General features: G+C 72.0%; 22 protein-coding genes and 1 tRNA gene. 7 read left to right on the forward strand and 16 right to left on the reverse strand.

Features of this window, described 5'->3' with window-relative positions:
• Positions 1-118: 118 nt before the first annotated feature.
• The gene (locus ACF073_RS03790) at positions 119-775 is read left to right on the forward strand and encodes an SDR family oxidoreductase (protein WP_392066539.1); all 657 of its coding nucleotides are present in this window, start codon (positions 119-121) and stop codon (positions 773-775) included.
• A gap of 149 nt (positions 776-924) precedes the next feature.
• Here ACF073_RS03790 and ACF073_RS03795 read toward each other — a convergent pair whose 3' ends face one another.
• The 3 genes from ACF073_RS03795 to ACF073_RS03805 form a co-directional block, all read right to left on the reverse strand.
• The gene (locus ACF073_RS03795) at positions 925-1,137 is read right to left on the reverse strand and encodes a hypothetical protein (RefSeq protein WP_392066541.1); all 213 of its coding nucleotides are present in this window, start codon (positions 1,135-1,137) and stop codon (positions 925-927) included.
• A gap of 63 nt (positions 1,138-1,200) precedes the next feature.
• On the reverse strand, positions 1,201-1,425 hold the full coding sequence (locus tag ACF073_RS03800; protein WP_392066542.1) for a hypothetical protein: 225 nt from the start codon (positions 1,423-1,425) through the stop codon (positions 1,201-1,203).
• Between the two features lie 347 nt (positions 1,426-1,772).
• Positions 1,773-1,854, reverse strand: a tRNA-Tyr gene (locus ACF073_RS03805).
• A gap of 214 nt (positions 1,855-2,068) precedes the next feature.
• On the opposite strand from ACF073_RS03805, the gene ACF073_RS03810 reads away from it, so the two are divergent.
• Positions 2,069-2,557 carry a YajQ family cyclic di-GMP-binding protein gene (locus tag ACF073_RS03810; protein WP_392066544.1) on the forward strand — a complete coding sequence of 163 codons (489 nt, stop codon included), beginning with the start codon at positions 2,069-2,071 and terminating at the stop codon, positions 2,555-2,557.
• A gap of 83 nt (positions 2,558-2,640) precedes the next feature.
• On the opposite strand, the gene ACF073_RS03815 is transcribed toward ACF073_RS03810, so the two are convergent.
• The 13 genes from ACF073_RS03815 to ACF073_RS03875 all read right to left on the reverse strand — a co-directional run bounded on the left by ACF073_RS03815 (position 2,641) and on the right by ACF073_RS03875 (position 15,103).
• Entirely contained in the window at positions 2,641-2,907 is a 267-nt protein-coding gene (locus ACF073_RS03815) for a GlsB/YeaQ/YmgE family stress response membrane protein (protein ID WP_392066546.1), read from the reverse strand.
• 484 nt (positions 2,908-3,391) lie between these two features.
• Entirely contained in the window at positions 3,392-3,784 is a 393-nt protein-coding gene (locus tag ACF073_RS03820; RefSeq protein WP_392066547.1) for a YccF domain-containing protein, read from the reverse strand.
• A complete protein-coding gene (htpX, locus tag ACF073_RS03825; protein ID WP_392066549.1) occupies positions 3,781-4,641 on the reverse strand; it encodes a zinc metalloprotease HtpX in 861 nt (286 codons plus the stop codon). The genes ACF073_RS03820 and htpX overlap by 4 nt, the downstream gene beginning before the upstream one ends.
• A 189-nt stretch (positions 4,642-4,830) precedes the next feature.
• Positions 4,831-6,348: an NADH-quinone oxidoreductase subunit N gene (locus ACF073_RS03830; protein WP_392066551.1), complete on the reverse strand. Its 1,518-nt coding sequence runs from the start codon at positions 6,346-6,348 to the stop codon at positions 4,831-4,833.
• The gene (locus tag ACF073_RS03835) at positions 6,345-7,919 is read right to left on the reverse strand and encodes a NuoM family protein (RefSeq protein WP_392066553.1); all 1,575 of its coding nucleotides are present in this window, start codon (positions 7,917-7,919) and stop codon (positions 6,345-6,347) included. Before ACF073_RS03835 ends, ACF073_RS03830 begins: the two co-directional genes overlap by 4 nt.
• A 6-nt stretch (positions 7,920-7,925) precedes the next feature.
• A complete protein-coding gene (locus ACF073_RS03840) occupies positions 7,926-9,920 on the reverse strand; it encodes an NADH-quinone oxidoreductase subunit L (protein ID WP_392066555.1) in 1,995 nt (664 codons plus the stop codon).
• Complete coding sequence (gene nuoK / locus ACF073_RS03845; RefSeq protein WP_392066557.1) at positions 9,917-10,291, reverse strand: NADH-quinone oxidoreductase subunit NuoK; 375 nt, start codon at positions 10,289-10,291, stop codon at positions 9,917-9,919. The genes ACF073_RS03840 and nuoK overlap by 4 nt, the downstream gene beginning before the upstream one ends.
• A complete protein-coding gene (locus tag ACF073_RS03850) occupies positions 10,291-10,926 on the reverse strand; it encodes an NADH-quinone oxidoreductase subunit J (protein ID WP_392066559.1) in 636 nt (211 codons plus the stop codon). The genes nuoK and ACF073_RS03850 overlap by 1 nt, the downstream gene beginning before the upstream one ends.
• Entirely contained in the window at positions 10,923-11,492 is a 570-nt protein-coding gene (locus tag ACF073_RS03855) for a NuoI/complex I 23 kDa subunit family protein (RefSeq protein ID WP_392066560.1), read from the reverse strand. Before ACF073_RS03855 ends, ACF073_RS03850 begins: the two co-directional genes overlap by 4 nt.
• A gap of 2 nt (positions 11,493-11,494) precedes the next feature.
• A complete protein-coding gene (locus ACF073_RS03860) occupies positions 11,495-12,463 on the reverse strand; it encodes an NADH-quinone oxidoreductase subunit H (RefSeq protein WP_392066562.1) in 969 nt (322 codons plus the stop codon).
• Complete coding sequence (locus tag ACF073_RS03865) at positions 12,460-14,085, reverse strand: NADH-quinone oxidoreductase subunit C (protein ID WP_392066564.1); 1,626 nt, start codon at positions 14,083-14,085, stop codon at positions 12,460-12,462. Before ACF073_RS03865 ends, ACF073_RS03860 begins: the two co-directional genes overlap by 4 nt.
• Positions 14,082-14,693, reverse strand: coding sequence for an NADH-quinone oxidoreductase subunit B (locus tag ACF073_RS03870; protein WP_392066566.1), 612 nt, complete (start codon positions 14,691-14,693; stop codon positions 14,082-14,084). The genes ACF073_RS03865 and ACF073_RS03870 overlap by 4 nt, the downstream gene beginning before the upstream one ends.
• The gene (locus ACF073_RS03875) at positions 14,684-15,103 is read right to left on the reverse strand and encodes an NADH-quinone oxidoreductase subunit A (protein WP_392066567.1); all 420 of its coding nucleotides are present in this window, start codon (positions 15,101-15,103) and stop codon (positions 14,684-14,686) included. The genes ACF073_RS03870 and ACF073_RS03875 overlap by 10 nt, the downstream gene beginning before the upstream one ends.
• A 223-nt stretch (positions 15,104-15,326) precedes the next feature.
• On the opposite strand from ACF073_RS03875, the gene ACF073_RS03880 reads away from it, so the two are divergent.
• The 5 genes from ACF073_RS03880 to ACF073_RS03900 all read left to right on the forward strand — a co-directional run bounded on the left by ACF073_RS03880 (position 15,327) and on the right by ACF073_RS03900 (position 22,448).
• Entirely contained in the window at positions 15,327-16,526 is a 1,200-nt protein-coding gene (locus tag ACF073_RS03880; RefSeq protein WP_392066569.1) for a sensor histidine kinase, read from the forward strand.
• A 318-nt stretch (positions 16,527-16,844) separates the two neighbouring features.
• Positions 16,845-18,170, forward strand: coding sequence for a sensor histidine kinase (locus tag ACF073_RS03885; protein WP_392066571.1), 1,326 nt, complete (start codon positions 16,845-16,847; stop codon positions 18,168-18,170).
• A 147-nt stretch (positions 18,171-18,317) separates the two neighbouring features.
• Positions 18,318-18,977: a LuxR C-terminal-related transcriptional regulator gene (locus ACF073_RS03890; RefSeq protein ID WP_392066874.1), complete on the forward strand. Its 660-nt coding sequence runs from the start codon at positions 18,318-18,320 to the stop codon at positions 18,975-18,977.
• 488 nt (positions 18,978-19,465) lie between these two features.
• Entirely contained in the window at positions 19,466-21,394 is a 1,929-nt protein-coding gene (locus ACF073_RS03895; RefSeq protein ID WP_392066573.1) for a 2-oxoacid:acceptor oxidoreductase subunit alpha, read from the forward strand.
• Positions 21,387-22,448: a 2-oxoacid:ferredoxin oxidoreductase subunit beta gene (locus ACF073_RS03900; protein ID WP_392066575.1), complete on the forward strand. Its 1,062-nt coding sequence runs from the start codon at positions 21,387-21,389 to the stop codon at positions 22,446-22,448. Before ACF073_RS03895 ends, ACF073_RS03900 begins: the two co-directional genes overlap by 8 nt.
• Positions 22,449-22,450 lie beyond the last annotated feature (2 nt).

Raw genomic sequence — 22,450 nt, forward strand, 5'->3', positions numbered from 1 at the left:
CGGCGGGTGGCACTGCATGCACGCGGGGCGCTCGGGACGGAGTGTGCGCCCGGCACGCTTCTGCCGCGCCGGTTAACTCGTGCGGCGGATGCGATCCTTCGGGCGTACGGTCGGATTCATGCGCATTGTCATCGCTGGTGGTCATGGTCAGATCGCGCTGCGGCTGGAGCGTCTGCTCTCCGCGCGCGGGGAAGAGGTCGCGGGCATCATCCGCAAGGCCGAGCAGGGCGACGATCTGCGGGCGGCCGGCGCCGAACCGGTCCTGCTCGACCTGGAGTCCGCCTCGGTGGAGGAGGTCGCGGCGCATCTGCAGGGCGCCGACGCGGCGGTCTTCGCGGCCGGCGCGGGCCCGGGCAGCGGCACGGCCCGCAAGGACACGGTCGACAGGGGCGCGGCGGTGCTCTTCGCGGACGCGGCCGTACGCGCGCGCGTACGGCGCTTCTTGGTGGTGTCCTCGATGGGAGCGGATCCCGCGCACCAGGGGGACGAGGTCTTCGACGCGTACCTGCGCGCCAAGGGCGAGGCCGACGCGTACATCAGCCGGCAGGAGGCGCTGGACTGGACGATCCTGCGCCCCGGCGCGCTGACGAACGACGCCGGCACCGGCCTGGTCCGTATGGAGGCGCACACAGGGCGCGGCTCGGTCCCGCGGGACGACGTGGCGGCCGTCCTCGCGGAGCTGGTGGACACTCCGGCGACGGCCCATCTCACGCTGGAGCTGATCAGTGGTTCGACACCGGTGTCGGTCGCGGTGAAGTCGGTGGCCGGGAACTGACACCGGCCGCCCCTCGTTGACGGGTCGAACCCGCCGCGCGCTTTGGCGTACGCCCCGCTTCGTACGCCCTGCCTCGTAGGCCCTGCTGACGAGCCGTCGGAGCACGTCGGCCGCGCCCCCGCGTGCCGGGTGCTGCCGGCCCGTCAGGCTCAGAACAGGGGCAGCTGTCCGGGAAAGTCCGGCACGACGTAGCCGTCCAGGGTCGGCTGCGCGGCCCCGAGTTGCGCCTGCCGCCGCGAACCGGCGCAGGAGACGAGTTCCGCGCCCTCCCGCGATCCGGGCGGGTCGTGCCGCGCGAAGCGGCCTGCGACGACGGCGATTTCGCGGCGGCACACGGGGCAGGTTCTGCGTCGGGAGGACATGCCGTCAGTGTGCCCGCCCCGGACCGCCCGTGCGCCCGCGCCCCGGTCACGGCGACGGCGAGGTCAGGTCCGGGTCTCCGCCTCCCACCGCTCGGGGCCGACCCCGCGCCAGTCGATCAGCGGCGAGTCGGCCACGTCTTCCGGTTCGATCTCCAGCCCCGCCCGGCGCAGGAATTCCACCAGGTCCCGCACGTTGTGCGCGAGGCCGAGGATCTCGCCGTCGGCCCGGACCCGGCGACCGCCGGTCGGGGACGGCAGGTGCACGATGATGGGTCGTTTCCCGGCCATGGCTCCAGCATCATCCGGACCGTCCGGGCCCGCACCCGGTCCGGTCATTCCGGAACCCCCGGCGTGGCGTCCGGGTGGCACGGCGGGCACGGCCGGCTCCCGGGGACGCCTTCCTCGGCGCGAGCCCGTACCGCCTGCTCTTGGCCGATGCCCTGCACATAGACCTCGTTCATACGTTCGATTCTAGTGACGTCACCGAGAGCTGTGACCACCGGGAGTCGGTGAGGAGTTGGTGTGGGTCGTGGATCCGCCACGATCGGGCGAACTCGGAAGGGGAGGCGGGAGCGGAGAGAAAACGACGAAGCCCCGTGATCTGCTTTCACAGATCACGGGGCTTCGTTCCCGTGTGGCGGCGCCAGGATTCGAACCTGGGAAGGCTGAGCCGGCAGATTTACAGTCTGCTCCCTTTGGCCGCTCGGGCACACCGCCGGGTAGTGCTGCCATTCGAACCCGCTTTCGGCGGTGCTCTCCGGCAACGACGTAAACAATACCCGATGCGGAGGGGTGCTTCGCCACCCGATTGATCTCCACCCCTCGGCTCGCGGGGTGGCTAGGCTTGGGCGGATGCGGCCCGGTGCGCCACCGGGCCCGGCGGTCGCCGCCGCGCACCCGATACGCCCCCTGATACAAGGAGCCACAGGACATGGCCGACTCCAGTTTCGACATCGTCTCGAAGGTCGAGCGGCAGGAGGTCGACAACGCCCTCAACCAGGCCGCCAAGGAGATCTCGCAGCGCTACGACTTCAAGGGCGTGGGGGCCTCGATCTCCTGGTCCGGCGAGAAGATCCTCATGGAGGCCAACTCCGAGGACCGGGTCAACGCCATCCTCGACGTCTTCCAGTCCAAGCTCGTCAAGCGCGGCATCTCGCTGAAGGCGCTGGACGCGGGCGAGCCGCAGCTCTCCGGCAAGGAGTACAAGATCTTCGCGACGATCGAGGAGGGCATCTCCCAGGACAACGCGAAGAAGGTGGCGAAGATCATCCGCGATGAGGGTCCGAAGGGCATCAAGGCTCAGGTCCAGGGTGACGAACTGCGCGTGAGCTCCAAGAGCCGTGACGACCTGCAGACCGTGATCGCCCTCCTGAAGGGCAAGGACTTCGACTTCGCGCTGCAGTTCGTGAACTACCGGTAGCCGACCGGACGAAGAGACGGAGCAAGAAGGGTGGGCACCCGGCGGTGCCCACCCTTGCGTGCCGCTCCGCCGCCGCGCCGCGCTCAGTCGCGCGAGTTGCCGAAGAGGATGCGGTAGGCGATCAGCAGCACCAGGGAGCCGCCGATGGCGGCGGCCCAGGTGGGGCCGTCGTAGAAGTTCTTGCTGATCGGGTGGTCCAGCCAGCGGGCCGAGATCCAGCCGCCTATGAAGGCGCCCGCGATGCCTATGAGGGTCGTACCGATGAAGCCGCCGGGGTCGCGGCCCGGCAGAAGGACCTTCGCGATGGCTCCGGCCAGCAGTCCCAGGATGATCCAACCGATGATGCTCATGCCGTGAACCTGCCCTTCCGCGCCGCGTCCGCACTGACCGGTCCCTGATTTTCCGGTAAGGGCCCGCTGTCCGTCGCGCGCGTGTTCGTGCCGTGTCGGTGATGAGGACGTCGGGGGCCGCCCGGCGGTTGCCAGGATCACCAGGGTGCGGCGTACGACACGTGCCGATGCCCGTCCGCGGCGCACCCTGGGAGTGCGGGACGCCGTGGTCGTCGGCGTCGGCGTCGGCTCGATGGCCGGGGCAGGCGTCTTCGCGGCTCTGGGGCCCGCCGCCGCGTGCCGCGGGGTCCGGGCTGCTGCTCGGGCCGGCCTGCGCGGCTGTGGTGGCAGTGGGGGCCGTCGTGGCCGTGGCGGCCGTGGGGGTGGGCGCGGGCGGGCTCGCGGCGGGGGCGGGGGCTACGGCGTACGGCGGTGGCGGGCGGGCCTGCGCGAGGCCTGAGGCGCCGTCAGGGAGCTGCCCGCGCGGCGTACGGCGCCGGCTCGCTCAGCGGGCCGCGAACGGCTGGTCGGTGGGGACGATCTCGCGGCCCAGGGGCAGCAGCGAGACCGGGATCAGCTTGAAGTTGGCGATGCCGAACGGGATGCCGATGATCGTGATGCACAGCGCGATGCCCGTGGCGATGTGGGCGAGCGCCAGCCACCAGCCGGCCAGGACCAGCCACAGGACGTTGCCGACGCAGGAGGGAGCGCCCGCGTCGCGCCGCTCGACCGTGGTGTACCCGAACGGCCAGAGGGCGTAGAGGCCGATGCGGAAGGCGGCGACGCCGAAGGGGATGCCGATGATCGTGATGCAGAGCAGCACACCGGCGGCGAGGTAGGCCAGGAACAGCCAGAAGCCGCTCAGGACGAGCCAAATGACGTTCAGAATGGTCTTCACGGGCGACCTGCCATCTTTTCCAGCCGGGCGATGCGCTCCGCCATCGGCGGGTGCGTGGAGAACATTCTGGACAGTCCCTGGCCCGGGCGGAAGGGGTTGGCGATCATCATGTGGCTCGCCGTCTCGATCCGGGGCTCAGGGGGCAGCGGAAGCTGTTTGGTGCCCGTCTCCAGCTTGCCCAGGGCGCTGGCGAGGGCGAGCGGGTCGCCGGTGAGCTGGGCGCCGGAGGCGTCCGCCTCGTACTCCCTGGAGCGGCTGATGGCCAGCTGGATCAGGGTGGCGGCGAGCGGGCCCAGGATCATGATCAGCAGAGTGCCGAACAGGCCGGGGCCGTCGTCGTCGTCCGAGCGGCCGACCGGGATCAGCCAGGCGAAGTTCACCAGAAACATGATCACGGAGGCGAGTGCGCCGGCGACCGAGGAGATGAGGATGTCCCGGTTGTAGACATGGCTGAGCTCGTGGCCGATGACGCCCCGCAGCTCGCGCTCGTCCAGCAGGCGCAGGATGCCTTCGGTGCAGCACACGGCCGCGTTGCGCGGGTTGCGGCCGGTGGCGAAGGCGTTGGGTGCCTCCGTCGGCGAGATGTACAGGCGGGGCATGGGCTGGCGGGCCTGCGTGGACAGCTCACGCACCATCCGGTACAGCGCGGGGGCCTCGAACTCGCTGACCGGGCGGGCCCGCATCGCGCGCAGCGCCAGCTTGTCGCTGTTCCAGTACGCGTACGCGTTCGTGCCCAGGGCGACCAGGACGGCCACGATCAGTCCCGTACGGCCGAAGAGGCTGCCGATGACGATGATGAGTGCGGACAGTCCCCCGAGGAGTACGGCGGTCTTGAGCCCGTTGTGCCGGCGGTGCACGGTGCGCCCTCCAAGTCGTGCAGCTGGGGAACACTTTGGTCCAGTGGACCCTCCCTGTGATGACAACGCCAGGCGGCGGTCACGAGTTCCCCGGCGTGCCCGGCGGCGCGCGTCGGCCGTCCGGGTGACGTGCGCGTTCGTCGCACGCGCGCGCGGTGGCACGGGTGCCGCACGCGCGCGTGGCGGCTCCTAGAACAGGCCGGTGGCCGCGAAGCGGAGGACCAGCTGGGGTGCCCCGGAGAGGGCGACGCCGACGACTCCGGTGAGGGCGATGGCGGCCGTGAGGGGGGCGGGGACGCGGTGCCGGGCGGGCTCGCCCTCGGGGGCCCGGAACAGCAGGGCCGTCCACTGGAGGTAGTAGAAGAGGGCGATCGCGACGTTGACGGCCATCACGACGGCGAGCCAGCCGAGGCCCGCGTCGACGGCCGCCGAGAACACGGTGACCTTGGCGAACAGGCCGATGACGCCGGGCGGCAGGCCGGCCAGGCACAGCAGGAAGAACGCCAGCAGCAGCGCGGTGACCGGGTTGGTGGCGTACAGGCCCCGGTAGTCGCTGATCCGGTTCAGCGCCCGGCCGCGGCCGACGACGGCGGCCACGGCGAAGGCGCCGAGGTTCACGGCGGCGTACATCAGGGCGTAGGCGACCGTCGAGCCGATCGCCTTCTCGGCGTCCTTGGTGTAGCCGGCCGCGGCGATCGGCACCAGCAGATAGCCGGCCTGGCCGACGGAGGACCAGGCGAGCAGCCGTACGGCGCTGTACGCGCGCGTGGCCTGCTGGCGCAGGGCGGCGACGTTGCCGACGGTCATGGTGAGGGCGGCCAGGGCGGCGAGAGCGGGCCCCCACACGTCGGCGTACGACGGGAACGCGACGACGGTGACGAGGATCAGGCCGGAGAAGCCGACGGCCTTGCCGACGACCGAGAGGTAGGCGGCGACGGGCAGCGGAGCGCCCACGTAGGTGTCGGGCACCCAGAAGTGGAAGGGCACGGCGGCCGTCTTGAAGGCGAAGCCGACGAGGGTGAGGACGACACCGGCCTGGGCCAGGGTGTGCAGCTGTCCGTCGACGTGCGGCAGGCGCTGGGCGACCTGGGTGAGGTAGAGGGTGCCGGTGGAGGCGTAGACGAAGCTGATGCCCATCAGGCTGACCGCGGTCGCGGTGACCGAGGACAGGAAGAACTTCAGGGCGGCCTCGGAGGACCGCTTGTCGCCGTGCCGGATGCCGACGAGGGCGAAGGCCGGCAGGGAGGCGACCTCCAGGGCGACGATCAGGGTGGCCAGGTCACGGGAGGCGGGCAGCAGGGCGGCGCCGGCCGCGGAGGACAGCAGCAGGAACCAGAACTCGCCCGCCGGGACGCGCCGCCGGTCGTCGTCCAGGTTCGTGACCGACAGCAGGGCCGCGAGGAGGGCGCCGCCGAGCACCAGGAACTGGATGACGAGGGTGAACCGGTCGGCTGTGTAGCTGCACGCGCGCGCGGGGCCGGTGAGGCAGAACGTGCTGCGGTCGCCGTCCAGGAGGGGCAGGAGCATCAGGGCCGCGGCGGCCAGTCCCGCGACGGAGACCCAGCCGAGCACGGCCTTGCGGGGTTCGGGCACGAACAGGTCGGCGACGAGGACGGCGAGCGCCACCACGGCCGCGATGACGGGCGGGGCGATCGCGAGCCAGTCGACGGACTGGACCAGCGACTCGGCAGCCGGCTGGGCGCTCATCGGGTGCCTCCTGCGAGGAGCTGCTGCACGGCCGGGTCGGTCAGGCCGAGCAGGGTCTTCGGCCACAGTCCGGCGAGGACGGTGAGGGTGACGAGCGGGGTCCAGGCGGCGAACTCGTACCCGTGGACGTCGGCGAGCTCCGGGACCTCTTGCCGCACGCCGCCCATGCAGACGCGGCGGACCACGAGCAGCATGTACGCGGCCGTCAGCAGGGTGCCGAACGCGCCGATCGCCATGAAGGTGAGGAAGGCCGGCCGGCTGAGGCCGGCGGCGGGCCGGAACGCGCCGAACAGCGCGAGCATCTCGCCCCAGAACCCGGCGAGTCCGGGCAGACCGAGGGAGGCGACGGCACCGAACGCGAGGAGGCCGCCCAGGCGCGGGGCCCTGCCGTACAGGGCGGCGCCCGTCTCCTCGGCAAGAGTGTCGAGGTCGCTGCTGCCGGTGCGGTCCTTCACCGCGCCGACCAGGAAGAACAGCAGGCCGGTGATGAGGCCGTGGGCGATGTTGGCGAACAGGGCGCCGTTCACGCCGGTCGGGGTCATGGTGGCGATGCCGAGCAGGACGAAGCCCATGTGGCCGACGGACGAGTAGGCGATCAGCCGTTTGAGGTCGCCCTTCGCGCCCTGCTTGACGAGGGCCAGGCAGGCCAGGGATCCGTAGATGATCCCGACGACGGCGAAGGCGGCGAGGTACGGCGCGTAGGTGTGGAAGCCGTGCGGCGCGATCGGCAGCAGGATCCGGACGAACCCGTACGTACCCATCTTCAGCAGGACACCGGCGAGCAGGACGGAGCCGACCGTCGGCGCGGCGGTGTGGGCGTCCGGCAGCCAGCTGTGCAGCGGCCACATCGGCGTCTTCACCGCGAGCCCGATCCCGATCGCCAGAACGGCGATGACCTGCACGGATGCGGTGAGTGACCGGCCGTTGTCAGTGGCGAGTGCCACCATGTCGAACGTGCCCGCCTTGATTCCGATCAAGAGCAGGCCGAGCAGCATGACCACGGAGCCGAGCAGCGTGAACAGGATGAACTTCCACGCGGCCCGGGTCCGGCCCTCGCCGCCCCAGCGGGCGATGAGGAAGTACATCGGGATGAGCACCGTCTCGAACGCGAGGAAGAACAGCAGCAGGTCGAGGACGGCGAAGGTCGCGAGGGTGCCGGACTCGAGGAGCAGCATCAGTGCGACGAACGCCTTCGGGGACGGGCCCGCGGGCGGCTTGAAGTACGAGTAGAGCGCGCAGAGGAAGGTCAGCAGCGCGGTCAGGACCAGAAGGGGGAGGGAGATGCCGTCGATGCCGAGGTGGATCCGCACGTCGAGTGCGGGGATCCAGCTGATGTCGGTCGTGGCCTGCATCTTCGACGGATGGCCGTGGTCGAAGCCGAGCGCGAGGGCGATCGCGGCGAGGAGGATCACGCCGGTGACGGTCACACCGTGCCGCAGCACGGCCTGCTCGGGCGACTTCCCCTTCAGTCCGGGCGGGGCCGGGAGAAGGGCCGCGGCGGCGCCGAGGAGCGGGCCGGCGACGACGAATGCCAGAAGGAACTGCATCACGGACTCGTTGATATCGATCACGCCTGCTCACGCTCCCGTGGCGACGAGGAGGACGGCGACCGCCAGGAGGACGGTGCCGGCGAGCAGCGCGCTCACATAGGTCTGCACATTGCCGGTCTGGGCCCGCCGTACGGCGGCCCCGAGCAGCCGGGGCAGGGCGGCGGCGCCCTGTACGTAGGTGTCGACGACCTCGCGGTCGAGGAACCGGACGAGACTCGCCCCGGCCTGCACCGGGCGGACGAACAGGGCCGTGTAGACGGCGTCCAGGTGGAACCCGGCGGCAGCGGGCCGGTGGAGCGGGCCGAGCAGCAGGCGCCCGGGGTCCGCCGGGTCGGGGGCGTAGGCGAGGTCGCCGTAAGCCGGTGCGTGGGTGGCGATGGCCTCGGCCTCGACGAGGCCGGCGTCGCCCTCGGGGTGGGCGGCGACGGCGCCCATCGGGGTGCGGGCGGCGAGCGCGGCGGTGCGCTGCCAGGCGCCGTAGGTGGCCAGGCCGCCGGCCAGGGCGAGCCCGGTGCCGAGGATCGAGGTGAGGAGGGTCGGGGTCAGATCGCCGCCGTCGAACCATCCGGGCAGCGCGCGGTAGGCGAGCCCCCCGAAGGCGAGGGAGGGGATCGCCAGGACCCACAGGACCACGGTCATGGTGAGCGGCTGGCGGCCGTGCCGGGGGGCCTCGGTGCCCCGGCCGCGGAAGGCCAGCAGCCACAGCCGGGTGGCGTACGCGGCGGTCAGCAGGGCGGTGAACAGGCCGGCGACGAGGACGATCCAGCCCGCGGCGCCCGGGGCGTGCTCGGTGTGGCCGGCGGTCACGTGCTCGGCGGCGCCGAGGACGGACTCCTTGGAGAAGAAACCGCTGAAGGGCGGGATCGCGGCGAGCGCGAGCAGGGCCACGGTCATCGTCCAGTAGGCGTCCGGGACGCGGTCGCGCAGCCCGTGCATGCGGGACATGGCGGCCAGCGAGTTGGTGCCGGCGGCGTGGATGATCACACCGGCCGCGAGGAAGAGCAGCGCCTTGAAGGCGCCGTGCGAGAGGAGGTGGAAGACGGCCGCACCGCGGTCGCCGACGGCGAGGGCGCCGGTCATGTAGCCGAGCTGGCCGATCGTCGAGTAGGCGAGGACACGTTTGATGTCGTCCTGGGCGAGCGCGGCGAGTCCGGAGCCGGCCATGGTGACGGCGGCCATGACGGCGAGGACCACCATCGCGGCCTGGGAGGCCTCGAAGACCGGGAGGAGGCGGGCGACGAAGTAGACACCGGCGGCGACCATCGTCGCGGCGTGGATCAGCGCCGAGACGGGCGTCGGGCCGGCCATCGCGTCCGGGAGCCAGGTGTGCAGCGGGAACTGTGCCGATTTGCCCGCGACACCGGCGAGCAGCAGCAGCGCGATCAGCGTCGGGTGGTCGATGCCGCCGCTCGCGACGGCGCCGAGGACGCGGGTGATGCGGAACGACCCGGCGTCGGCGGCCAGGGCGAACAGCCCGATGAGGAACGGCACGTCGCCGAGCTTGGTGACCAGGAAGGCCTTCAGGGAGGCGGCGCGGGCCTCGGGGGTCTCCCAGTAGTGGCCGACCAGGAAGTAGGAGCAGATGCCCATGACTTCCCAGCCGACCAGCAGCACGATCAGGTCGCCGGAGTAGACGACCAGGAGCATCGCGGAGGTGAACAGGGAGACGAGGGCGGCGTACGAGGGGTAGCGCGGGTCGTCGCGCAGGTAGCCGGTGGAGTAGATCTGCACGCAGGTCGCGACGAACGCGACCAGGAGGGCGACGAGCGCGGCGAAGCCGTCGATGTGCAGGGCCAGCTCGATCGGGACGGAGCCGGTCGGCGTCAGTTGGGTGTGGGCGTCGACGGCCTGGCCGCCGCCCTGCCGTACGGCGACCAGCGCGGCCAGCACGAGCGAGGCCAGCGGCGGCAGTACGGCGAGCGGGCGGACGAATCCGGGGGCGGTGCGGCCGAGCAGCAGGCCGGCCGCGGCGCCCAGGAACGGCAGGAGGGGGACGAGGGCGGCGAGGGTGGTCGTGGTCACGCGGAGGCCTCAGCCTTCTCGGCAGCCAAGGTGCCGGGGACCTCGGGCTCGTGGCCCTCGGCGGTGTCGCGGAGCTTGTCGATGTCGGAGGTGCCGCGGTTGCGATGGACGGCGAGCACGATCGCGAGGCCGATGCCGATCTCGGCGGCGGCGATGGCGATGGTGAACAGGGTCAGCGCCTGGCCGGAGTGCAGGGTCTCCGCGGCGGTCCGGCTGAGCCAGACGTCGAAGGCGACCAGGTTGAGGTTGACGGCGTTGAGCATCAGCTCGACCGACATCAGGACCAGGATCGCGTTACGGCGGGCGAGGACGCCGTACAGGCCGGTGCAGAAGAGGAGGGCGGAGAGTACGGCGGGGTAGGCGAGGTGCATCAGCGGGCGCCTTCCTTCTCGCCGGGGACGTCGACGGCGGCGGGGCCGCCGGGGGCCGCGTCCGCCTTGGCCTTGCGGGACAGGACGATCGCGCCGACCAGCGCCGCCAGGAGCAGCACGGACAGGGCCTCGAACGGCAGCACCCAGTGCCGGAACAGGCTGGTGCCGGTGACCTCGGTGGTGCCGGCGGCAGGGCCGCTCAGGTCGATCCAGGTGGCGCGGAAGGCGTCCACGACCACCCACACCAGGGCGACGGCGGCGCTGACCGCGACGGCCAGGGCGGCCCAGCGGTTGCCGGAGTCGGCGTCCGGGGAGCGGCCGATGGGGGCCCTGGTGAGCATCAGACCGAACAGGAGGAGGACGACGACGGAACCGACGTAGATCAGGACCTGCACCCAGGCGATGAACTCGGCCGTGAGCAGCAGGTACTCCACGGCGAGGCCGCCGAGCGTGACCACCAGCCACAGGGCGGCGTGCACCAGCTGCCGGGTGGTGACGGTGACCAGTGCGGCGCCGAAGGTGACCAGGCCGACGAGCAGGAAGGCGATCTCGACACCGGTCGGGGACAGGAAGCCGTGCTGGGCCGCGGCGAGGTGCGCGGGTGCGGCCAGGTGCACGGGTGCGGAGAGGGTCACGAGCTGCCCTCCCGCGGCTCCTGGAGTTCCTGGGGTTCGGCCTGGGCGGCGGTCAGTTTCTCGGCGGTCTTGCGGGCGGCGGCGATCTCCTTGGGCTCCTCGGCGGCGGGGTCGAGGGCGGGCGGGGCCGGCACGGTCCACATCCACTCGCGGAGCTTGTCCCGCTCGTGGGTGAGGTCGTGGATGTCGGTCTCGGCGTACTCGAACTCGGGGGACCAGAAGAGCGCGTCGAAAGGACAGACCTCGATGCAGATACCGCAGTACATGCACAGGGAGAAGTCGATCGCGAACCGGTCGAGGACGTTGCGGCTGCGCTCGCGGCCGCCGGGTGCGGCGGGCGGGACGGTCTCCTTGTGGGAGTCGATGTAGATGCACCAGTCGGGGCACTCGCGGGCGCACAGCATGCAGACCGTGCAGTTCTCCTCGAAGAGACCGATCACGCCGCGGGTGCGGGGCGGCAGCTCGGGCAGGGTGTCCGGGTACTGCTCGGTGACTGTCTTCTTCGTCATCGTGCGCAGGGTGACGGCCAGGCCCTTGGCGAGGCCGGAGCCGGGGATGGGGGCCATGGTTAGCGGATCACCACCTTGACGATGCCGGTGAGGGCGATCTGGGCGAGGGAGAGGGGGACGAGGAGGGTCCAGGAGAGTTTCTGGAGCTGGTCCTCGCGCAGCCGGGGGTAGGTCACGCGGAGCCAGATGACCAGGAAGGCGAGGACCGCGGCCTTCAGCAGGGTCCAGACCCAGCCGAGGCCGTCGGCGCCCCACGGGCCGTGCCAGCCGCCCAGGAAGAGGACGGTGGTGAGGCCGCACAGGACGACGATGCCCGCGTACTCGGCGAGCAGGAACAGGGCGAAGCGCAGGCCGGTGTACTCGGTGTAGGCGCCGAAGATGATCTCCGAGTCGGCGACGGGCATGTCGAACGGCGGGCGTTGCAGTTCGGCGAGTCCGGCGACGAAGAAGACGAGGGCGCCGACGATCTGCCACGGCACCCACCACCAGTGGAAGGCGTGCAGGATGCCGGGCAGGGAGACCGTGCCCGCCGCCATCGCGACCGAGGCCGCGGCCAGCAGCATCGGGAGTTCGTAGGCGAGCAGCTGGGCGGCCGTGCGCAGGCCGCCGAGCAGGGAGAACTTGTTGGCGCTCGCCCAGCCGGCCATCAGCGAGCCGAGCACGCCGACGCCCATCACCGCGAGCACGAAGAACACGCCGGCGTCCAGGACCTGGCCGACGGCGCCCTCGCCCGGGCCGATCGGGATGGCGAGCAGGACGAGGAGGTACGGCAGCAGGGCCACGGCCGGGGCGAGCTGGAAGACGCGGCGGTCGGCGCCGGCCGGGACCACGTCCTCTTTCTGCGCGAACTTCACGCCGTCGGCGATGAGCTGGGCCCAGCCGTGGAAACCGCCCGCGTACATCGGGCCGAGGCGGCCCTGCATATGGGCCATCACCTTGTGCTCGGTCTGGCCGACGATCAGCGGGAAGGTGAGGAAGACGACGAACACGACGAGGAGTCGCAGGGCGACGTCCAGCGCGTCGTTCACTGCGGGCCTCCTGTGGGGTCGTCGGGGGCTGTGGGGTCGTCGGGGGTGCTCGGGTCTTCGGGCCGCTCGGAAGGCTCGGGCCGCTCGGGACGGCCGGGCCGCTCGGGACGGCCGGGCCGCTCGGGACGGTCGGGCCGCTCGGGACGGCCGGGCCGGTCGGGCCGGTCGGGACGCGGCTGGGGCTCGGGGGCCTGCTCCGGGGCGGGCGCCGGTTCGGGCTCGGGCGCCGGCTCGGGCTCGCGCGCCAGCTCCGGGTCGGGCGCCCGCTGTGACGTGGGCTCCGTGCCAGCAGGCTTCTGCGGCTCCGGACCGGCTGGCTTCTGCGGCTCCGGTTCGGCCGACTTCCGCGGCTCCGGTTCGGCCGACTTCCGCGGCTCCGGTTCGGCCGACTTCCGCGGCTCCGGTTCGGCGGGCTTCCCCGGTCGCGCCTCAGGTGTGGTCTCCGGCTCGTCGAAGGCCGGGCGGGCGTGGTGCCAGGGGGCGTCCGAGCTGCGGGAAGCCGTGTTCTCGCGGGCCGCGGAGGGCTCCGTCGGCTCGGACGGGGCCGGTTCCGGGGCCTGGGGTCGCTGGGAGGCCGAGCCCTGCGAAGCGCTGCGCGCGCGGCGGGGGCCGCTGGGCGCGGGGGCCTGAGCGGGCTGGTGTGCCGCGGGTGCCTCGGCCTCCTGCGCCTCCGTCCGCGCTGCCGACTCCGTCCGCTCTTCCGACTCCGTCCGCTCTTCCGACTCAGCCCGCCGTTCCGGCTCAGTCCGCCCGGCCGACGGCTCGCCCTCGGCCGGCGTCTGCTGGCTCACCGAGCCCTCGCTCGCGCTGCGCGTCCGGCGTGGCCGGGCGGGAGCGCCGGCACCGGCGCCCGGCTGCGCCGCCGGCGCACCGGCCGCGCCCGTGACGGCCGCCTCTCCGGGCTGCGCGGCCTCGCCGCCCTGCGCGGCCTGGCTGGCCGAGCCCTCCGCGACCGAGCGGCTGCGGCGTACCGGGCGGTCCCCGGCGGCGCGTGCCGGGCGCTCCCCCGCCGGGCGTCCCGCCGCTCGGGCCGGACGCGCCGGGGCAGGGGGCAGCTGGCCCTTGAGGGGGCCCCACTCGTTCGGGTCGGGGACGCCCGGCGGCAGCATCTGGCGGCGCCGGGGGCCGCCGTGCTCGGACTCGCCGGGTTCCTTGGCGCCCGGCCAGGCCTTGGCGACCCGGGCGGCGAGGACGAAGTCCTTGCGGAGCGGGTGGCCCTCGAAGTTCTCGGGCAGCAGCAGGTGTTCAAGACCCGGGTGGCCCTCGAAGACGATGCCGAACATCTCGTGGGTCTCGCGCTCGTGCCAGGCGGCGCCCGCGTAGACGCCGACGGCGGAGGGCAGGGTTGGGGCCTCGTGCGGGACCGTCGTACGGACGAGGAGGCGGCGGACCGGGTTCAGGGCGACGACGTGCGCGGAGACGCGGAAGCCCGTGCCCGGTTCGTCGACCGCGCTCAGCCAGTCGAAGTAGGTGCAGGACAGGGTCGTACGGGCCGTCTCCAGGGCGGTGAGCCAGGCGGACGGCGGTACGTCCACGGTCAGCAGGCCGTACGACTCCTCGGCCGTGGCGTCCGCGCCGAAGAGTTCCCCGGCGGGGGCGGGCAGCCAGCCGGCCGTGCTCATCGGGCGTCCCCTTCGGACGGGGCGGACGCCGGTACCGGGGGCTCGACCAGCCCGCTCTGCAGGGCGGCGGCGGAGGGGTGTGCGGCGCCGGTGCCGTAGCGCTCCCCCAGCGACTCGCGGGCGATCTTCTCCTGGAGCTTGAGGATGCCCTGGAGCAGCGCCTCGGGGCGCGGCGGGCAGCCGGGGACGTAGACGTCCACCGGGATGATCTGGTCGACGCCCTTGGTGACGGAGTAGGAGTCCCAGTAGGGGCCACCGCAGTTGGAGCAGGCGCCGAAGGAGATGACGTACTTCGGCTCGGGCATCTGCTCGTACAGGCGCTTGACGGCCGGGGCCATCTTGTCCGTCACCGTGCCCGACACCACCATCAGGTCGGCCTGGCGGGGCCCGGGTGCGAACGGGATGACGCCGAGGCGGATGAAGTCGTGACGGGCCATCGACGCGGCGATGAACTCGATCGCGCAGCAGGCGAGGCCGAAGTTGAACACCCAGAGCGAGTAGCGGCGGCCCCAGTTCAGGACCACCTTCATGGGCTCGGGGGCCAGGCGGGCCAGCGTGCCGAGGCGCTGCGGCTCCGGCAGGCGGACGGGTTCCGGGTTCACGTCCATGCCAGGACGCCCTTCTTGTATGCGTACAGCAGGCCCACGGCGAGGAAGCCGAGGAAGACGAACATCTCCACGAGGGTCGTCGCGCCGTAGCCGGGGGCGGCGAAGACCGTCGCCCAGGGGAACAGGAAGATCGAGTCGACCGCGAAGATCACGTACAGGAAGGCGTAGACGTAGTAGCGGACCTGGGTGTGGGCCCAGCCCTCGCCGACGGGGTCGACCCCGCACTCGTAGGTCAGCAGTTTCTCCGGCGTCGGCACCACCGGGCGCAGCAGGCGGCCCGCGCCGAAGGCGACCGCGACGAACAGCACGCCGAGGAGGGCGAGCAGTCCGACCACCGAGTAGGACCGGAAGTAGCCGGCCGCGACGACGTTCGCCGCGGTGACCGACGAGTCCCCCAACGTGTCCCGCACCGTCCGTCCCTCGCTCCCTGACCTCGTGACCTTAGTGAACTCTGTGATGCAACGTGATTCGAGGATCTGTACGCAACGGGAGTCTAGGCCCTGATAAAGAACCGGTAAGCAGCCAGTCACGCCGCGAGACGGCCGGGGGCGGCGGGGGTGGGGTTTTCCCCAGGCGGCGGAGGGCGGCCTACCGCATGGCGTGAAGGGGCCCGCGCACGGCAGGCTGATCAACATGACCGCTCCCAGCCCCGGCGCCGGCCGGACCGACGAACGAGACGGGCCCGACGGCCCCGACCGGCTGCCTCCGCTGCGGCCGGCCTACGACGCGTACACCTGGAAGGAGATCCTGTATCTCCTGCTGAACCTGCCGGTGGCGGTGTTCGGGTTCGCGTACGCGGTCACCGTGCTGGCGGCCGGCGGCGCCCTCACCCTCACCGTGATCGGGCTCCCGCTGCTCGCGGCCTGTCTGCTGGGCTCGCGGCAGCTGGGGAAGCTGGAGCGGGCCCGGGCCCGCAAGCTGCTCGGGGTGCGGGTGGAGGAGCCGTCGCCGCTGCCGCTGGCCAAGGGCGGGGGCCCGACGCAGCGGCTGTGGATGGCGCTGAAGGACCCGGTGGGCTGGCGGACGCTGCTGTACGACCTCATCCGGCTGCCCTGGGGCATCCTCACCTTCTGCACCGTGCTGGTCTCGCTGTTCGTGCTGTGGCCCGTGCTGCCGTACCTCGCGCGGGGCATGGCGAACCTGGACCGGGCGATGGTGCGGGGGCTGCTGTCGCCGTCGGACGAGCTGGAACGCCGGATCGCCGAACTGGAGTCCGACCGCGGGATCGTGGTCGACACGGCGGCGGCGGATCTGCGCCGGATCGAGCGGGACCTGCACGACGGGGCGCAGGCCAGGCTGGTCAATCTGGCCATGGGCCTCGGCCTGGCCAAGGAGAAGCTGCTGGAGGACCCCGACACGGCGGCGTCGATGGTGGAGGAGGCGCACGGCGAGGTGAAGCTCGCCCTTCAGGAGCTGCGCGATCTCGCCCGGGGCATCCACCCGGCCGTGCTCACCGACCGCGGCCTCGACGCGGCCCTGTCGTCGGTCGCCTCGCGCTGCACGGTGCCGGTGACGGTGGCCGTGGACCTGGTGGAGCGGCCCGCGGCGGCCATCGAGGGCATCGCCTACTTCACCGTCTCCGAGCTGCTGCAGAACATCAGCAAACACAGCCGGGCCCGGACCGCGGCGGTCGATGTGTGGCGGACGGAGGAGCGGCTGCTCATCCAGGTGCGGGACGACGGGCAGGGCGGTGCCCGGCTGGACGGCGGCAGCGGCATGCGGGGCCTCGCGGACCGGCTGGGCGCGGTGGACGGCCTGTTCGTGCTCGACTCCCCGGCCGGCGGCCCCACGGTGGTCACCGCGGAACTGCCCTGGCGGGACCGGGAGCGATAGCCGCGCCCCGGAGCACGACACCCGCAGCCCCCGCCCCCCGTGCCCGCACAACGCCCGCAACCCCCGCCCCCCGTGCCCGCACAACACCCGCACGCGCGCGCGTGAGCCCCGAAATGGCGGCCACGCGCGCGTACCGCTGAGAAACGGGGCCGCGCCACCCGCCACGGCGCCAGCGCCCGGAGCCCGAGCCCGAGGGTGGGGGTGGGGAAAACCCCCCGCCCGGGACGCCGACGGACTCCATGGCCCCGAGGCGCCCCGCGGGCGAATCTGGAGATACGGCTGAACCGCCGCTCGAACGAGGAGAACGGACGACATTCGATGGCCATGGAGTACGGACAGGGGTACGCGGCCGACAGCGGCCACCGGCTGCCCGCCGCCCTGCGGGCGCCGTTCGAGGCGCGCAGCTGGCGCGAGTTCGCCTATGTGCTGCTGGGCCTGCCGGTCTCCGTGGTGCTGTTCACCTGGACGGTGGCGATGGTCGCCCTGGGCGCGGGCCTGCTGGTGACCTTCCTCGGCATCCCGGTGCTGGCGGCGGCGCTCGTCGGCTGCCGGGCCTTCGGCACCCTGGAGCGGGTGCGGGCGCGCGTGCTGCTCGGCGTGGACGTGGCCGACCCGGAGCCGCTGCGGATGCGCAAGCCGGGCCCGGCGGCCTGGATGGGCGCGGTGCTCAAGAGCGGCGCCTCCTGGCGGCACGCGCTGTTCGCGCTGGTGCAGTTCCCGTGGGCGGTGTTCGCGTTCTCGGTGGCGGTGAGCTTCTGGACCTGCGGCTGGACGCTGCTGACCTATCCGGTCTGGTTCTGGGTGTTCCCGGCGTACGCCGGCCAGGGCGGTCTCCAGCTGTACGGCGACTCCCATCACAGCGTCTATCTCGACAACCCGTTCGAGGTCACCGTCACCGCGCTGATCGGGCTGGTGTTCACGCTGGTCACGCCGTGGCTCGTGCGGGCCCTCACGACCGTGGACGGGCTGCTCGTACGGGGGCTGCTCGGGCCGTCGAGGCTGTCGGCGCGGGTGGTGGAGCTGGAGTCGGACCGCGGGACCGTGGTCGACACGGCCGCCGCCGATCTGCGGCGCATCGAGCGGGACCTGCACGACGGGGCGCAGGCCCGGCTGGTGAGCCTGGCCATGGACCTGGGGCTCGCGAAGGAGAAGCTGCGGGAGGACCCGCAGGTGGCGGCACGGATGGTGGCGGACGCGCACGGCGAGGTGAAGACGGCCCTCCAGGAGCTGCGCGACCTCGCCCGGGGCATCCACCCGGCCGTGCTCACCGACCGCGGCCTCGACGCGGCCCTGTCGGCCGTCGCCTCCCGGTGCACGGTGCCGGTGGCGGTGGACGTGGAGCTGCCGGCCCGGCCGGCACCGGCCATCGAGGGCATCGCCTACTTCACCGTCTCCGAGCTGCTGCAGAACATCAGCAAGCACAGCCGGGCCCGGAGCGCCTCGGTCGACGTGTGGCGTTCGGAGGACCGGCTGATGCTCCAGGTGATCGACGACGGCGTGGGCGGCGCCGACCTCTCGCAGGGCTCCGGCCTCTCCGGTCTCGCCGCGCGCCTGGGCGCCGTGGACGGCGTCCTCGTGGTGGACTCCCCGGCCGGCGGACCGACCCGGGTGATCGCCGAACTCCCCTGGCGGCCCGTGGGCTGACCCCACCACCTGCCCGCCACCCGGTGTTCCCCCGGTACGGCGGCGGTCCGGCACGATTCCTGGGATGCTGGACCACCGGAGGACGTCACGGACGGACGTCCTCGCAGGTTTCATCCGGTGGGGGGCCGAAAGATCGTGGAGGACAGGGTGCGGGTGGTCATCGCCGAGGATTCAGTGCTGCTCAGAGAGGGCCTGACCCGGCTGCTGACCGACCGCGGGCACGACGTCGTGGCGGGCGTCGGCGACGCGGACGCGCTGGTGAAGACCATCGCCGACCTGGACGGCCGGGGCGAGCTGCCGGACGTGGTCGTGGCGGACGTACGGATGCCGCCGACGCACACCGACGAGGGCGTCCGGGCGGCCGTCCTGCTGCGCCGGCTGCACCCCGGGCTCGGGGTGCTGGTGCTGTCCCAGTACGTGGAGGAGCGGTACGCCACCGAGCTGCTGGCCGGTTCCAGCCGGGGTGTGGGCTACCTGCTCAAGGACCGGGTGGCGGACGTACGGGAGTTCGTCGACGCGGTGGTGCGGGTGGCCGAGGGCGGTACGGCGCTTGACCCCGAGGTGGTCGCGCAGCTGCTCGGCCGCAGCCGCAAGCAGGACGTGCTGACGGGGCTGACCCCGCGGGAGCGCGAGGTGCTCGGGCTGATGGCGGAGGGGCGGACGAACTCGGCGATCGCCCGGCAGCTGGTGGTCAGCGACGGCGCCGTGGAGAAGCACGTGAGCAACATCTTCCTGAAGCTCGGCCTGGCGCCGAGCGACGGGGACCACCGGCGGGTTCTGGCCGTTCTCACCTATCTGAACTCCTAGCCGGACGCCCGGTGTCAGCCCCCTGTCAGCGCCGCGTCAGCCCCTCCGGCTTCCGTGGAGGGCGGGCACCGGACGGGTGGCCGGACGCGGTCCCGGGGAAAGGCTCGGGCCGCGGCCGGAAAAGCGCGTACGCGTGCCTGGAAACGGCCCGTACGCATGCCCCGAAATGGCCTGTACGCGTACCCGGAGATGCCCCGGAGGCACGGCCGGAAAGGATCCGGACGGCAGGACGGAAAGACCCGTAGGGGGCGGGTGGGGATCCCGGTGGGCGCCTGGGGAAGCGAACCTTGGAAACGCGCGGGGAGCGCCTTGAGCGGCGCTTCCGCGATGCGGGACATGATGTGAAGTCAGCGCGACAGGCCGTCTCGAAATGTCATCCGATCCTCGGATGACCTCGGGAAGGCGACCCTAACCGACGTAGGGTTGATCCTGGGATGGTCCGTGGGACGACCGGCCCCGGACAGCCGCCTCGAAGGAGGTCCAGTTCAGTGACCAGCCAGGTCAGCAGCCCAGCGGAGCAGACCGACGGAACCGTCGTGGGAGAGCAGCGCACAACGGGCGGCGCGAAGGACGTGCGGCGCCTGGACCGGGTGATCATCCGGTTCGCGGGGGACTCGGGTGACGGCATGCAGCTCACCGGTGACCGATTCACCTCGGAAACAGCTTCCTTCGGTAACGACCTCTCCACCCTGCCGAACTTCCCCGCCGAGATCCGCGCCCCCGCCGGCACCCTGCCGGGTGTCTCGTCCTTCCAGCTCCACTTCGCCGACCACGACATCCTCACCCCCGGAGACGCGCCCAACGTTCTGGTCGCGATGAATCCGGCCGCCCTGAAGGCCAACATCGGCGACCTTCCCCGCGGCGCGGAGATCATCGTCAACACCGACGAGTTCACCAAGCGCGCCCTGCAGAAGGTCGGCTACGCCAGCGATCCGCTCGGGGACGGCTCGCTCGACGGCTACAGCCTCCACCCGGTACCGCTGACCACGCTCACCGTCGAGGCGCTCAAGGAGTTCGACCTCTCCCGCAAGGAGGCCGAGCGCAGCAAGAACATGTTCGCCCTGGGCCTGCTGAGCTGGATGTACCACCGGCCGACCGAGGGCACCGAGAGGTTCCTGAGGTCGAAGTTCGCGAAGAAGCCGGACATCGCGGAGGCCAACATCGCCGCGTTCCGGGCGGGCTGGAACTTCGGCGAGACCACCGAGGACTTCGCGGTCTCCTACGAGGTCGCCCCGGCCGCCACGGCCTTCCCCACGGGCACCTACCGGAACATCTCCGGCAACCTCGCCCTGGCCTACGGCCTGGTCACGGCGGGCCGGCAGGCGGAGCTGCCGCTGTTCCTCGGGTCGTACCCGATCACCCCGGCCTCGGACATCCTGCACGAGCTGAGCAAGCACAAGAACTTCGACGTCCGCACCTTCCAGGCCGAGGACGAGATCGCGGGCATCGGCGCGGCGCTGGGCGCGGCGTTCGGCGGCTCGCTCGCTGTCACCACGACGAGCGGCCCGGGTGTCGCCCTCAAGAGCGAGACGATCGGTCTCGCGGTGTCGCTGGAGCTGCCGCTGCTGGTGGTGGACATCCAGCGCGGCGGCCCGTCGACGGGTCTGCCGACCAAGACCGAGCAGGCCGACCTGCTCCAGGCGATGTACGGCCGCAACGGCGAGGCGCCGGTGCCGATCGTCGCCCCGAAGACCCCGGCCGACTGCTTCGACGCCGCGCTGGAGGCGGCCCGCATCGCGCTGGCGTACCGCACGCCGGTGATGCTGCTGTCGGACGGCTATCTGGCCAACGGCTCCGAGCCGTGGCGCATCCCCGACCTGGACGAGCTGCCGGACCTGCGGGTGCGGTTCGCCGCCGGCCCGAACCACACGCTGGAGGACGGCACGGAGGTCTTCTGGCCGTACCAGCGGGACCCGCAGACCCTGGCCCGGCCGTGGGCGGTCCCGGGCACCCCCGGCCTCGAACACCGCATCGGCGGCATCGAGAAGCAGGACGGCACGGGCAACATCTCCTACGACCCGGCCAACCACGACTTCATGGTCCGCACCCGGCAGGCCAAGATCGACGGGATCGATGTCCCCGACATCGAGGTCGACGACCCGCACGGCGCGAGAACGCTCGTGCTGGGCTGGGGTTCGACGTACGGCCCGATCACGGCGGCGGTACGGCGGCTGCGCGCGGCCGGCGAGTCCATCGCCCAGGCCCATCTGCGCCACCTCAACCCCTTCCCGCGCAACCTCGGCCCGGTCCTGAAGAGCTACGACAAGGTCGTCATCCCCGAGATGAACCTCGGGCAGCTCGCCACCCTGATCCGGGCGAAGTACCTGGTCGACGCCCACTCCTACAACCAGGTCAACGGCATGCCGTTCAAGGCGGAACAGCTCGCCGCGGCGCTGAAGGAGGCCATCGATGACTGACGCCACCCACGGGCTGCTCCAGCTGGTCCCGAAGGCCGAGGCCAAACAGTCGATGAAGGACTTCAAGTCGGACCAGGAGGTGCGCTGGTGCCCGGGCTGCGGTGACTACGCGATCCTCGCGGCCGTCCAGGGCTTCATGCCCGAGCTGGGTCTGGCGCGCGAGAACATCGTCTTCGTCTCCGGCATCGGCTGCTCGTCCCGCTTCCCGTACTACATGAACACCTACGGGATGCACTCCATCCACGGCCGCGCCCCGGCGATCGCGACCGGCCTCGCCACCTCCCGCCGCGATCTGAGCGTGTGGGTGGTCACCGGTGACGGCGATGCCCTCTCCATCGGCGGCAACCATCTGATCCACGCCCTGCGGCGCAACGTCAACCTGAAGATCCTGCTGTTCAACAACCGGATCTACGGCCTGACCAAGGGCCAGTACTCGCCCACCTCCGAAGTCGGCAAGATCACCAAGTCGACGCCGATGGGCTCGCTGGACGCGCCGTTCAACCCGGTGTCGCTGGCGATCGGCGCGGAGGCGTCCTTCGTGGCGCGCACGATCGACTCCGACCGCAAGCACCTGACCGAGGTGCTGCGCGCCGCCGCCGAACACCCCGGCACCGCGCTGATCGAGATCTACCAGAACTGCAACATCTTCAACGACGGCGCCTTCGACGCCCTGAAGGACAAGCAGCAGGCCGACGAGGCGCTGATCCGTCTCGAGCACGGGCAGCCGATCCGCTTCGGTGCCGACGGCGCGAGAGGCGTCGTGCGCGACCGGCGGACCGGCGACCTCGAGGTGGTGACGGTGACCCCGGAGAACGAGGCCGACATCCTGGTGCACGACGCCCGCACCGCGTCCCCCACCACCGCTTTCGCCCTGTCCCGGCTGGCCGACCCGGACACCCTGCACCACACCCCGATCGGGGTGTTCCGCTCCGTCGAACGGCCCGTCTACGACACCCAGATGGCCGAGCAGCTCGACACCGCGGTCGAACAGCGCGGCAAGGGCGACCTGGGCGCGCTGCTCGCGGGCGGGGACACCTGGACGGTCGTCGGCTGATC

Source organism: Streptomyces sp. NPDC015171, assembly GCF_043079545.1.
Lineage (GTDB): Bacteria > Actinomycetota > Actinomycetes > Streptomycetales > Streptomycetaceae > Streptomyces.